This is a genomic window from Nonomuraea marmarensis (genome assembly GCF_043197025.1).
In the GTDB taxonomy this organism is placed as follows: Bacteria; Actinomycetota; Actinomycetes; order Streptosporangiales; family Streptosporangiaceae; genus Nonomuraea; species Nonomuraea marmarensis.
On sequence record NZ_JBICRM010000042.1, the window covers coordinates 1 to 12729 of the forward strand.

Consider the following 12729-nt stretch of genomic DNA (forward strand, 5'->3'; position numbering starts at 1 on the left):
CCGCACTCTTGCCCGACACCACCCACACCAGCACCCCAGCACCAGGCAGCAGCCCCACCGACGCCACAGGATCCACTTCCGGCGCACTCTCCACGATCACGTGCGCATTCGTCCCACTGACCCCGAACGAAGAGACCCCCGCCCGCACCGGACCCGACCCCGCCAACTCCACCGCATCAGTCAGCAGGCGCACAGAGCCCGCCGACCAATCCACATGCGGCGTCGACTCGGTGACATGCAACGTGCGAGGCAACACGCCATGCCGCAGCGCCATCACCATCTTGATCACGCCGGCCACCCCCGCAGCCGCCTGCGTATGACCGATGTTCGACTTCAGCGAGCCGAGCCAGAGCGGCCGATCCGCCGGGCGTCCCCGCCCGTAGGTGGCGATGATGGCCTCGGCTTCGATGGGGTCGCCGAGTCTGGTGCCGGTGCCGTGCGCCTCCACCACGTCCAGGTCGCCGGCCGTGAGCCCGGCGTCGGCCAGTGCGCGCTGGATGACCTCCTGCTGCGCCTGGCCGCTGGGCGCCGTCATCCCGTTGCTGGCGCCGTCCTGGTTGACCGCGCCGCCCCTGATCACGGCCAGCACGGGGTGGCCGAGACGGCGGGCGGCGGAGAGGCGTTCCAGCAGCAGCACGCCCGCGCCCTCGGCCCACCCGGTCCCGTCGGCCGAGGCCGAGAACGCCTTGCACCGCCCGTCGGCGGCCAGCCCGCCCTGCCTGCTGAACTCTACGAACATGCCGGGGCTGGACATCACGGTGACGCCGCCCGCCAGCGCCATGGAGCACTCCCCGCGCCGCAGCGCCTGCGTCGCGAGCATGATCGAGACCAGCGAGGACGAGCAGGCCGTGTCCGAGGTGATGGCCGGTCCGCGCAGGCCCAGGGTGTAGGCGATGCGGCCGGAGACGACGCTGAGCGCGGTGCCGGTGAGCAGGTGGCCGTCGGCGGCGCCGCTGGACTGGTGCAGCCGGGGGCCGTAGTCGGGGGCCATGGCCCCCACGAACACGCCGGTGGCCGAGCCGCGCACGTCGGCGGGGTCGATCCCGGCCCGTTCCATGGCCTCCCAGCAGATCTCCAGCAGCAGCCGCTGCTGCGGGTCCATGGCCGCCGCCTCGCGCGGGCTGATGCCGAAGAACGCGGCGTCGAACAGGTCCGCGTCGTAGACGAACCCGCCGTACCTGGTGTCGCTGGTCCCCGTACGGTCGGAGCCGGTGGCGAAGAGCGTGTCGAGGTCCCACCCCCGGTTCGCGGGGAACTCTCCGATCGCGTCCGTACCGCCCTTGACCAGCCGCCACAGGTCCTCCGGTGAGGCGACCTCACCCGGGTACCGGCAGCCCATGCCGACCACCACGATCGGGTCGTCGTCCGGGGTCTCGTCGGGAACAACGGCGGCCGTCGCCGGCTCGGCGCCGGCCAGCAGGGCGTGGAGGTGGCCGGCCAGCCGGTCGGGCGTCGGGTGGTCGAACAGCAGCCCGGTCGGCAGCCGCAGCCCGGTCGCCGTACGCAACCGGTCGCGCAGCTCGACGGCGGCCGCCGACTCCAGCCCCAGATCCTTGAACGTCCTGCCGGGCTCCACCTCCGCCGCGTCCTCGTATCCGAGCAGCCGGGCGGCGGTGGACGACACCAGCTCGCGAAGGTCCTCCCGGGAGCGCACCGGGGTCGCCGGCGCGGCAGGGCCCGGTCTGACCTGGTCCGAGGCCGGCGTCGGACGCCGCTTTCCGGTGAGGGCGTGGTGCCGGCGCTGGAAGGGGTACGTGGGCAGATCGACGAGCCGGGCCGTGTCCCCGCCGCAGAGGGCGGACCAATCCACCGGAGCCCCCCAGGCGTACGCCTGCGCGAGCGACCGCACCAGCCGCTCGTGCCCGCCGTCGTTGCGGCACAGCGTGCCGACCGCGGCCACCTCTTGCCCGGCCGCCTCGGCCGTCTCCTCCACCCCGGTCACCAGCACCGGATGCGGGCTGCACTCGACGAACAGGTCGCAGCGCCCGTCGAGCGCCACCTGTACGGCCTGCGCGAACCGCACGGGGTGGCGCAGGCTGCGGTACCAGTAGCCGGCGTCGAGCCCGGCGGTGTCCATCGGCTCACCGGTGAGGGTGGAGACGAACGTCGTCGCGCTGCTCACCGGTCTGATCGGAGCGAGCGCGGCCAGGACCTCGTCGCGTACCTGCTCCACCTCGGGCGAGTGGGAGGCGTAGTCGACCGGGAGGATCTTGGTGGGGTGGTCGGCCAGCCGGGCCGCCAGCTCGGACAGCGCCTCGCGCGGCCCGGAGACCACGACCGAGCGCGGCCCGTTGAAGGCGGCCACGGAGACGGGCCCGGCCGCGATGGCCCGCTCCACCAGGTCGAGGGGGGCGGCGACGGACATCATGCCGCCGCGGCCGGCGATGCCCGCGATCGCGCGGCTGCGCAGGGCGACGACCCTGGCGGCGTCCGACAGGGACAGGGCGCCGGCGACGGTGGCCGCGGCGATCTCGCCCTGGGAGTGGCCGACGACCACGCCGGGTTCGACGCCGTGGGCCCGCCACAGCTCGGCGAGGCCGACCATGACCGCCCAGAGCGCCGGCTGGACGACGTCCACACGGTCCAGGCCGGGGGCGCCGGGGTGCTCGTGGAGCACGTCCATGAGGGAGAAGCCGGTGAAGGGCGCGAGCGCGTCGGCGCACTCGGCCAGGCGACCGGCGAACACCGGCGAGGCGGCCAGCAGGTCGCGGGCCATCCCCGGCCACTGCGAGCCCTGCCCGGGGAAGACGAAGGCGTGCCCGCCGCCGGTGGCGGTCCCGGTCACCAGCGCGTCGTGCGGTTGCCCGGCGGCCAGCGCGCGGAGCGCGGCCAGTCGCGTGTCGCGGTCCGGCGCGAGAACCAGCGCACGCCGCTCGAACGCGGTCCGGCTTCGTACCAGACTCAGCGCCACCTCCCCCGGCTCGACCCCCGGATCGGCGGCCAGCGGCAGGAGCCGGTCGGCCTGCTCCCGCAACGCCCCTTCGGCCCGCGCCGACAGCACCCACGGCGCTTCCCCGGAACCGCCTCCTGAGGAAACGGCGGGCTCCGGGGGTTCCGTGAGGATGAGGTGGCAGTTGGTGCCGCCCATGCCGAACGAGCTGACCCCCGCCACCGCCGGGCCATCGTCGCCGGGCCAGTCCTGGGTCGTCCGGACGACGCTCAGGCGCAGTTCCTCCAGCGGGATCTCCGGAGGGGGTGACTCGAAGTGCAGGCTGGCGGGTAGTTCGCGGTGCTTGAGTGACAGCACCACCTTCAGCAGGCCGGCGATGCCCGCCGCGCCCTCCAGGTGGCCGATGTTGGTCTTGACCGAGCCCACCAGCAGCGGGCCGGCGGCGGGGCGGGCGGTGCCGTACGCGGCGCCAAGCGCCGCGGCCTCCACCGGATCGCCCACCTTGGTACCGGTGCCGTGCAGCTCGACGTAGCGCACCTGCTCGGGCCGCACCCCGGCGCTCGCGCAGGCGAGCGTGACGACCTCCTGCTGGGCGCGCGAGCTGGGCACCGTCAGCCCTTCACCGCCGCCGTCGTTGTTGACCGCCCCGCCCAGGATCACCGCGTGTACGGCGTCGCCGTCCGCCAGCGCGTCCGCCAGCCGCTTGAGCACCACCAGCGCCCCGCCCTCGCCCCGCACGTAGCCGTTGGCCCGGCGGTCGAAGACGTGACAACGCCCGTCGGGCGACAGCGCGCCGAAGTTGCCGATCGCGGTGGTGGTCTCGGCCAGCAGGTTCAGGTTGGCACCGCCGGCCAGGGCCAGGTCGCGCTCGCCCCGGCGCAGGCTCTCGGCGGCCATCCAGACGGCCACGAGCGACGACGACTGGCCCGTGTCCAGGGTCAGGCTGGGGCCGCGCAGGCCGAGGACGTACGAGACGCGGTTGGCGATCATCGCGCGGTTGGCGCCGGTGTAGGCATGGCGGCCGAGCTCGCCGGCGCCGAGCCGGTCCTGCAGCGCGGCGTAGTCGTTGGAGATGGCGCCCAGGAAGACGCCGGCGGCGCTGCCGCGCAGTGCGGCAGGCACGGCGCGGGCGTTCTCCAGGGCCTCCCAGGCGAGTTCGAGCACCAGGCGCTGGTGCGGGTCCATCACCGCGGCCTCGTTGGGCGAGATGCCGAAGAAGGCCGCGTCGAAGCCGTCCACGTCCTGCAGGAATCCGCCCCGCCGGTACGCCGTGTCGTACGCCCCACGCCCCTCGGGCGCCTCGGTGACCGCGTCCACGCCCTCGCGCAGCAGCTGCCAGAACTGCCCGGGATCGGCGGCCCGCGGCAGCCGGCACGCCATGCCGACGACGGCGACGGCCACCGGCTCGTCGTTCACGGCCCGCTGTGCCGACTCACCAGCCATCAATGCGTCACCTCAAGCCTCGGGGATCGTCAATACGACGCCGACGGTTTATCCGGAATTACTCGACAGCCGTGCGAGTTCGCGGCTATTACTTAGTCAGTGCGACTTTAAGGTTCTTTTCCGGGCCGGCACACGCCCGGGCCGCCGACATAAAGTTGCCACCGTTTGTGGCCACCGCCATCGACCGGCCGCGGTCTTGACCCGGGGCGTTCCCGTCCGCGAAGAATGACGGACGGAGAAAGCTGCGGAGGAGATCACATGTCCGTCGAGGCGCCTCTCAGTCACGGCCAGCTCTTCAGCTGGCGCGAAGTGGAGCGGTATCCGGAGGACTGGCTGGCCGAGGCCAACCTGCCGAGCACCTGGGATCTGCGCGGGCTCTCCGGCGAGCGGGTGACGCGGGCGCTGCGGCAGCTCGTGGACCGCCACGAGGCGCTGCGCACCACGTACCACGTCCGCGCCGGCGGGCAGCCGGTGCAGCACGTCCACGAGGCGGTGGAGCTCCCGATCGAGCGGATCGACCGGGTGATCACCGATCCCTCCGAGCACGAGCTGACCAGGGCGGAGCTGCTGGCGCAGCCGTTCGCGATGAGCGGCGACCTCAACTGGCGCGGGAGGCTGATCAGCTCGGAGGGCGCGCCGATGTACCTGGGCCTGACGTTCTCGCACCTCATCGTCGACCTGTGGTCGATCCACCATCTGCAGGACCAGTTCAGGGCACTGGTGGCCGATCCGGGGTCGGTTCCGGCCATGGGGCCCGCCCCGCGCGAGCTGGCGCGGCGGCAGCGGGAGGAGTCCTGGCGGCCCCGGCAGGAGAGCTCGGAACGCTACTGGCGCAGCGTGCTGGACGAGGGGCTGATGGACGCGCTGCCCACGCTGCCCGCCAAGGTGAAGCGCAACCGGCTGGAGCTGACGCTGCGCTCGCGCAGCCTCGGCGGATTCGCGGCGGAGGCCGGGAAGCGGCACGGGGTGACGGCTCCGGCGGTGGTGATGGCGTTGGTGGCCGCGGGCCTGGCCCGCCACCTGGACACCGACCGGGTGACGATGAGCCTGATGTCCTCCAACCGGTTCGCCGCCGAGGACCAGCACAACGTGGGCACGATGAACCAGCTCATCCCGTTCGTCACGGGCGTGGACATGCGCGCCACGCTCGGCGAGCACATCAAGCGCCTGCACTGGGCCAGCGCCAAGGCCTACCGGCACTCCTGCTACGACTTCGACCGGATCGCCGCCATGGCGGCCGGCCTGGGCGAGCGGCCGGGGCACGACTGCTGGGTCAACCACCTGTTCCGCGCCTGGATCAACTACATCCAGGTGGACCGCCGGCCCAGCGACCCCCACGACCCCAGCCCGGCCGAGCTGGAGTGGACCCCGCTGGCCCAGCAGTACGGGCAGGCGTTCCGGGTGCGGGTGGAGGTGCGCGGCGGTCGTACCAGCGTGTTGATGCTGGGCGACCCCGAGGTGCTGCCCGCCGAGGCGATGACCGACATCATGCGGACTCTCGCGGCCGGCGTGCAACTGGCGGTGACCGATCCGGGACGCGCGCTGAAGGACCTGTGGAGCGCGGGCGGCGCGACGCCGCCGCCGTCGCTGTTCCCGCCCGAGCTGCCCGAACCGCCGCGCTAGCGGCCGGGCCATCCCGTGGAGAGGCCATGGAACGCACCCTTTACCAGTGGTTCGCCGACTCCGCCGCGCGCTACGGCGAGCGGGTCGCGTTGGAGGTGGGCGGCGAGCGCCACACCTACGCCGAGCTCGACGCGCTCTCCCGGCGGCTGGCCGCCGAGATCGCCGACGCGTGCGGCCGGCCGCCGGCCAGAGTCGGCCTGTACGCGGCGCGCAGCGTCCTCGCCTACGCCGGTTACCTGGCCGTCCAGCGGCTCGGCGCGACCGCGGTCCCGCTGAACCCGGCCGCGCCGGACGCCCGCAACCGGGCGGTGGCCGCGGCCGCCGGGCTCGAGCTCGTCCTGGCCGACGCGGCCCTCCGGCCACCGATACTGCCCGCCGCCACGCTGTCGCTGCGCCTGGACACGCTGGACGCCTCGCCGCGCGGCGTGCCCGACACGCTCGCCGCCGGGCTGGACGACCTGGCCTACGTGCTGTTCACCTCGGGCTCCACCGGCGTGCCGAAGGGCGTGCCGCTGCGCCACCGCAGCGTGGACGCCTACCTGGCGCACGTGATCCCCCGCTACGAGCTGGGCCCCGGCTGCCGCCTGTCGCAGACCTTCGACCTGACCTTCGACCTGTCGGTGTTCGACATGTTCGCCGCGTGGGGCAGCGGGGCCACGCTGGTGGTGCCGGGCGCGTACGACCTGCTCAAGCCGGTCGCCTTCGTCGCCCGCGAGCGGCTGACGCACTGGTTCAGCGTGCCCTCGGTGGTCTCGGTGGCCATGCGGCTGCGCAGGCTGACGCCCGGCGCGATGCCGTCGCTGCGCTGGAGCCTGTTCTGCGGGGAGCCGCTGACGCTGCGGCAGGCGCAGGCGTGGCGGGCCGCCGCGCCGGGCGGCGTCCTGGAGAACCTGTACGGCCCGACGGAGCTGACCATCAGCTGCACCGAGTACCGCCTGCCCGCCGACCTGGCCCGATGGCCCGAGACGGCCAACGGCACGGTGCCGATCGGCCTGCCGTACCCCGGGGTGGAACACCTGGTGCTGGACGGGAACGGGCGGCCCGCCGCGGAGGGCGAGTTGTGCCTGCGCGGCGTGCAGCGCTTTCCCGGGTACACCGACCCCGAGGTGAACGCGGAGCGGTTCGTGTCCTTCGACGGCGTGGTGGCGACCCCCGCGCAGACGGACGCCACCGTGGCGCCGGAGTTGTGGTATCGGACCGGGGACCGGGTGGCCTGGCGTGACGGGCTACTGGTCCACTTGGGCCGCCTGGACCAGCAGGTCAAGATCTCGGGCCATCGGGTGGAGCTGGGCGAGGTCGAGGCCGCCCTGCGGGGCCGGCCGGGCGTGCACGAGGCGGTCGTGCTGGCGGTGCCGGGCGAGGACGGGGAGCTGGGGCTCGAGGCCGCCTGCACGGGTGCGGGCCTGGATCCGGTGGCGCTGGTCAAGGGGGTCGCGGAGGTGCTGCCCGGGTACATGGTGCCGCGCTCGGTCACCCTGCTGGACGAGCTGCCGCTGAACCCCAACGGCAAGATCGACCGGCGCGCCACCGCCACGGCGCTACACGGCTGACGCGCCGCGCCCGGCCCCGCGGGAACGCGACGCCGGGCGCGTCGGGTCTCAGCGCAGCGGGGGCCAGGCGGCGGACAGCGTCTGCCAGAGTGAGCCGACCGTGGCGAAGGTGGCCTCGTTCAGCAGCTCGTCGGGCAGCTCGACCCCGTACGCGTCCTCGACGTCCACCAGCAGCCGCACGACCCCCATCGAGTCGAGCCCGAGCGCGCCCAACTCGTCGTGGGCGGCCAGCGCCCCGGCGTCCGCGTACGGCAAATGCGCGCGCAAAAGGCTGGCGAAACCGTCAGGTATATCCAGCATGGCGATGCCCCCATCTCACGGAATCATCCCTTTGGGAAAGAGGCTGCCGAAAATCACGGCCACCGGTCAAGCCACCCCCGCTGACAGGTTGTCCCGTGCCGAACCGGCCATTGAACACCCGTTGTCCCGCGCGCGGGAAAGGCCAATTCTCATTGTATTCGGATATCGCGAAATCCGCTGGGGTGAATGCCAGATGAAATCCGCGAGCCTGTGCTGGGGGCAGCGCTACATGTGGCTGCGCGTGCATCAGCTGCCGCCCGCGCACCAGCACGAGACGCACGTGGTGCTGCGCTTCGAGGTGCCCGCCGGGGTCACGGCGGCCCAGTGCCGGGCGATGCTCACCTATCTCGCCCGGCGCCACGAGGTCCTGCGTACGACGTATCATCTCGAACCCGAGCCCGAGCAGCGGGTGGACCCGCCGCGCGCGCTGCCGGTGAGCGAGGTCACCACGGAGCGGGACGGCACCGCCGGCCCCGCGGAGGTGCTCGAGGAGCTCAGCCGCCGGCCGTTCGACCTGGCCGGGGAGTGGCCGATCCGGGCCTGTCTGATCACCACGGGTGGCGTGCCGAAGCAGTGCGTGCTGGTGCTCAACCACCTGGCCGTGGACGTCTGGACGGTGGGGAAGCTCAGACGGGAGCTGCGGACGCAGGCGCTCGGATTCGTCTCCCGCCGCCCCGCCGCGCTGCCCCCGGTGCGCCACCAGCCGTCGGACCTGGCCCGCCACGAGGCGTCCGCCGACGCGGCGATCGTGGCGACGCGGGCCATGGCGTACTGGCAGGAGGAGGTGGCGCGGCTGCCGCGCGACCCGTTCGCGCTGCGGCGCGGGCCGGCGCGGGAGCCGGCGGCCAGGCACGCGACGCTGATCTCGCCCGCGCTGCTGGACACCGGGCGGCGCGTGGCGGGCCGATACGGCGTGTGGCCGTCGCTGGTGCACTTCGCCGCGTACACGGCCATGATGGCGCTCTACACCGGGCAGGAGTCCGTGGGGTTCCTCACGTTCGTCAGCAACCGCGAGTCGCATCCGTACCCGGACGTGATGACCTGCATGTTCTCCCCGATGCTCGTCCGGGTGGACTGCGCGGACGACCCGGCGTTCGGCGAGTTGCTGGGGCGGGTGTCGGAGACCTTCGATCGGGCCAAGGAGCACTCCTACCTGCCCTACGACAAGGTCGTCGAGACGGTCTCGCGCGAGGGGTCCAGGCGTGGCGGGGAGGTGCGGCTGGGCTCGGAGGTCAACTTCATCAAGCAGCGCACCGAGGAGTACGGCGGCCGGCGCACCGCCTTCACCTGGAACCCGGTGCCCGGCTCCTGGGCGCACTGCGGGCTGGACACCTACCTGCGCGTCGACGAGTGGCGCGACGCCGTCTCCCTCTCGCTGCACGCCGCTTCCTCGGTCATGGACGCCGCGGCCGTCGAGCGGTTCCTGCGCGGCATGGAGGCCCTGGTGCTCGCGCACGACGACCCCGCGGCCGACCTGCGGATCACCGAGGCGGCCCGGCTGTCCCCGTTCGCGCCGCGCGCCACGCCTCCGCTGCCTCCGGCGCCCGTCATATCCGCCGTTCCATCCGGCGAGGCCGTACAGGCGCTGATCGAGGCCGTGCGGCGCGCCAACAGCCTCGCCCACATCGACCCTTCGGACAGTTACACCCTCGCTGGAGGCCAGGCCCTGCGCGTCCCGCAGGTGCTGGCCGAACTGGGCAGGCGCGGCTGGGGTGGTCTGACCCTCCACCAGCTCACCGGTCCCACGCCGTTGGGGGCGCTGGCCGCTCGGCTGGCTCCCGGCCCGCGGACACCGTCCACCCAGATCCCTAGCAACACGGAGTGAACATGAACCACGCCCTCACCGGCCAGGTGGCCAAGAGCCGCCGTTTAGTCGCCTCGGAGCAGGAGCTGCGCCAGGCGATCGCCCGCGAACTGCCCGGCGCCGACCTCGGCAACCTGGTCATCATGGGTGGCCACTTCATGCTGTTCGAGGACCCGTCGTCCGGGCGGCTGACGCCCGGGGTCATGGAGGAGCAGCAGGACGAGACCATGCGCAGCCGCATCGCCGGCCGCGTGGGCGTCTTCCCCGGCTACACCTGGCGGATGTCGGCCGAGCTGCTCCAGGAGTACGCGGCGGCGGGCGCGGACGTCCGGCTGCTGCTGCTGATCAACGACTGGCAGTACGTGCCGACCGCGGACCGCCCGGCGAGCGAGCTGCGCGCGGAGTTCCTGGCGGACTTCGGCGCGCTGCCCGTCTCGTACGAGAAGGTGCTGCGCGAGGCCGGGCTGTCGCAGGAGAGCGTCCTGCCGAGCAGGAAACACCCGCTCGCCTTCCCCGAGACCTGGCTGAAGTACCGCTTCCAGAAGGCCGCCGACAGGTTCGTCAAGGCCGGGCGGCTGGAGAAGCGCTACCTCGACTCGGGCCCGCGGGACACCGAGGTGAGCTTCCTGGACGCCGACGGCAACTACCGCACGCTGATCAGCTGCGGCATCACCGGCTGCGCCGGCGAGATCACCGAGATGGTCTCCGAGGTGCACCGCGCCGGGTACACCAACCTGCTGATCTTCGCGCCCGGAGAGTGCCTGATGCCGGTGGAGACCGGCGTGGACATCGCCCTCAGCCTGTACGACCTGCCCGGCATGCGGGTGGTGGTCGCCGATCCCGGCGGCAGCGGCGAGATGTCCCCCGAGGAGATCTACGGCAACCTCGTCACCGTCAGCACGTTCCGGCGGTGACCCGATGAAGGTCATCTACCTGGACGGCTGCGCCACCACCCGTGTGGACGACGAGGTGCTCGAGGCCATGCTGCCGTTCCTGCGCGAGGAGTACGGCAACCCCTCCTCCCCGCACGTCCTGGGCAAGCGGGCCAGGCGCGCGGTGGACGAGGCGACGGAGTCCGTGGCCCGTCTCATCGGCGCCGACCCCGGCTCCGTCGTGTTCACCTCGGGCGCGACCGAGAGCAACAACATCGCGCTGCTCGGAATGTTCGGCCACGACGACCGCGCCCCGGTCAACGGGTTCTTCTGCCCCACCGACCACAAGTCCTCGCTGGCCGTCGGGCAGGCGCTGGCCGCCCGCGGCGTCGAGGTCAGGACCGCGCGGGTACGCCCGAGCGGCCAGGTGGACCTGGACGACCTCGCCGGGGGGCTCGACCTGAACACCCGGGTGGCCACGGCCGCCTGGGTCAACAGCGAGATCGGCACCGTGCAGCCGGTGCGCGCGATGGCGGCGCTCTGCCACGCGGTGGGGGCCATGCTGCACGTGGACGCCGCCCAGGCCGCCGGGCGCATCCCGATCGCGGTACGGGAGGCGGAGATCGACACGCTGTCCGTCTCGGCACACAAGATCCATGGCCCGAAGGGCGTCGGCGCGCTGTACGTACGGCCGGAGATCCGCCACCGGCTGCGGCCGGTGATGTTCGGCGGCGGCCAGCACGCGCTGCGCAGCGGGACGATCCCTGCCCACCTCGTGGTGGGGCTGGGCAAGGCGTGCGAGCTGGCCGTGCGGCGGCTGGACGCCGAGTGGCGGCGGGTCCGCGAGCTGCGCGCCACGGCGCTGGACATCCTGGCGACCGGGATACCGGGCCTGCGCGTCAACGGCGACCCCGACGCGAGCGTGCCGCACGTGCTGAACGTGGTGCTGCCCGGCGTACGGGGCGAGAGCCTGGTCTCCAGCCTGCGGTCGGTGGCGGTGTCCACCGGGTCGGCGTGCAACTCCGGCTCCCAGGAGCCCTCCTACGTGCTGACCGCCATCGGCGTCCCGGCCGAGGACGCCAACAGCTCGGTCCGGATCTGCCTGGACCCGGGGATGGCCTTCGAGGACCTGGTGCTCGGCGTCGAGCTGGTCGTCGAGCGGGCCCGCGCCCTGGCCGGCGTGGCGGTCGCGACGCCCGGCCAGGGCTGAGGGTGACACGCGGCCAGGAACGATACTCAGCCGGCCTCTCAGCCGGTCTTGAGGAACGTCCTGGCCGCCTGGACGCCGGCCTGGAAGCGGCTGGTCGCGTCGAGGTCGCGCATCATCGTGGCGATGTGCCTGCGGCAACTCCGCACCGACATGCCCAGCTTCCTGGCCACCACCTCGTCGGTGTAGCCCTTGGCCATCAGCGCGGCGATGGACTGCTGGAGGTCCTCGGCCACACCCGCGTAGCCGAAGTCGATGCCCTCCAGCGGCGTGGCCATCTCCCACAGATGGTTGAACAGGTCCAGGAAGAACTGGGCGATGCCCTGGTTGTGCACGCGGGCGACGTTGTCCTCCTCGTCCGCCACGCCGAACAGCACGACCAGCGACCGGTCGAAGACGATCGCCGACCTGGGCACGTGGCTGACCGTGTAGATCACCGCGCCCGCGTCGGTCAGCCGCTTCATCCGCATCCACGTGGCCACGTCGGCCCGGTTGCGGTGCTGGCAGATGATGCGGACGGTCACTCCCCTGCCCACCAGGGCGATGTAGGTCTCCGACAGGTCCTCGACCACGCCGCCCGCGTGCAGCACCAGCACCTCGTCGCGGCAGGCGTCGGAGGCCGTCTTCAGGAAGCCGCGCACCTCCATGGTTCCCGCCAGGTACTCCACGGTGCTGCGGGCCGAGCCGTCGCCCTGGCGGGGCTCGAACAGGCCGATCCGCTCGCGGATCTGGTCGATCAACTCCCGGCGCCGGTAGATCTCCCGCTCCACCGTGGAAACGAGCGAAGCGGCGGCCAATTCTGGATCGACCGGCACATACCGCTCGCCCACACCTTCGTCCGGCCGCAGCAGGCGGCTCTCGACCAGGTACCGCACCGCCTCCCGTAAATCGCCCGGCCCGATTCCGAGATCCGCCGCCGCCACCTCGATCGCCTCGATCGCGCCCTTGCGGGCGGCGTAGCGGTACACGTGCGTCACATGGTCCTCGCCGGCGGGCGGCCTGCCCGTGAACGACGTCGTCAACGTCATGGTCGTGCCTCC

General features: G+C 72.8%; 8 protein-coding genes. 5 read left to right on the forward strand and 3 right to left on the reverse strand.

Annotated features, from left to right (window positions below; genetic code table 11):
• Positions 1-4333, reverse strand: a 4333-nt coding sequence (locus tag ACFLIM_RS43050) for a beta-ketoacyl synthase N-terminal-like domain-containing protein (protein WP_393175283.1), incomplete at its 3' end; no start/stop codon positions are given.
• A 258-nt stretch (positions 4334-4591) separates the two neighbouring features.
• On the opposite strand from ACFLIM_RS43050, the gene ACFLIM_RS43055 reads away from it, so the two are divergent.
• Positions 4592-5956 (forward strand): condensation domain-containing protein, encoded by a 1365-nt coding sequence (locus tag ACFLIM_RS43055; protein ID WP_393175285.1) that lies wholly within the window; start codon positions 4592-4594, stop codon positions 5954-5956.
• A 26-nt stretch (positions 5957-5982) separates the two neighbouring features.
• A complete protein-coding gene (locus ACFLIM_RS43060) occupies positions 5983-7506 on the forward strand; it encodes an amino acid adenylation domain-containing protein (protein ID WP_393175287.1) in 1524 nt (507 codons plus the stop codon).
• Positions 7507-7554: 48 nt separating this feature from the next.
• On the opposite strand, the gene ACFLIM_RS43065 is transcribed toward ACFLIM_RS43060, so the two are convergent.
• On the reverse strand, positions 7555-7806 hold the full coding sequence (locus ACFLIM_RS43065) for a phosphopantetheine-binding protein (RefSeq protein ID WP_393175289.1): 252 nt from the start codon (positions 7804-7806) through the stop codon (positions 7555-7557).
• A 193-nt stretch (positions 7807-7999) separates the two neighbouring features.
• On the opposite strand from ACFLIM_RS43065, the gene ACFLIM_RS43070 reads away from it, so the two are divergent.
• From ACFLIM_RS43070 to ACFLIM_RS43080, 3 genes are read left to right on the forward strand one after another with little or no spacing between them, the layout of a single operon-like run.
• Positions 8000-9631 carry a condensation domain-containing protein gene (locus tag ACFLIM_RS43070; RefSeq protein WP_393175291.1) on the forward strand — a complete coding sequence of 544 codons (1632 nt, stop codon included), beginning with the start codon at positions 8000-8002 and terminating at the stop codon, positions 9629-9631.
• A 2-nt stretch (positions 9632-9633) separates the two neighbouring features.
• Positions 9634-10524, forward strand: a complete 891-nt coding sequence (locus ACFLIM_RS43075) for a hypothetical protein (protein ID WP_393175293.1) — start codon at positions 9634-9636, stop codon at positions 10522-10524.
• Positions 10525-10528: 4 nt separating this feature from the next.
• Complete coding sequence (locus ACFLIM_RS43080; RefSeq protein ID WP_393175295.1) at positions 10529-11692, forward strand: cysteine desulfurase family protein; 1164 nt, start codon at positions 10529-10531, stop codon at positions 11690-11692.
• Positions 11693-11730: 38 nt separating this feature from the next.
• Here ACFLIM_RS43080 and ACFLIM_RS43085 read toward each other — a convergent pair whose 3' ends face one another.
• Positions 11731-12717 (reverse strand): hypothetical protein, encoded by a 987-nt coding sequence (locus ACFLIM_RS43085; RefSeq protein ID WP_393175297.1) that lies wholly within the window; start codon positions 12715-12717, stop codon positions 11731-11733.
• Positions 12718-12729: the final 12 nt, after the last annotated feature.

Excerpts from the sequence above, each read along its gene's own strand:
- ACFLIM_RS43055 (WP_393175285.1), top strand. The coding sequence starts at position 4,592 with ATGTCCGTCGAGGCGCCTCTCAGTCACGGCCAGCTCTTCAGCTGGCGC.
- ACFLIM_RS43060 (WP_393175287.1), top strand. The coding sequence starts at position 5,983 with ATGGAACGCACCCTTTACCAGTGGTTCGCCGACTCCGCCGCGCGCTAC.
- ACFLIM_RS43065 (WP_393175289.1), bottom strand. The coding sequence starts at position 7,806 with ATGCTGGATATACCTGACGGTTTCGCCAGCCTTTTGCGCGCGCATTTG.
- ACFLIM_RS43085 (WP_393175297.1), bottom strand. The coding sequence starts at position 12,717 with ATGACGTTGACGACGTCGTTCACGGGCAGGCCGCCCGCCGGCGAGGAC.
- ACFLIM_RS43070 (WP_393175291.1), top strand. The coding sequence starts at position 8,000 with ATGAAATCCGCGAGCCTGTGCTGGGGGCAGCGCTACATGTGGCTGCGC.
- ACFLIM_RS43080 (WP_393175295.1), top strand. The coding sequence starts at position 10,529 with ATGAAGGTCATCTACCTGGACGGCTGCGCCACCACCCGTGTGGACGAC.
- ACFLIM_RS43075 (WP_393175293.1), top strand. The coding sequence starts at position 9,634 with ATGAACCACGCCCTCACCGGCCAGGTGGCCAAGAGCCGCCGTTTAGTC.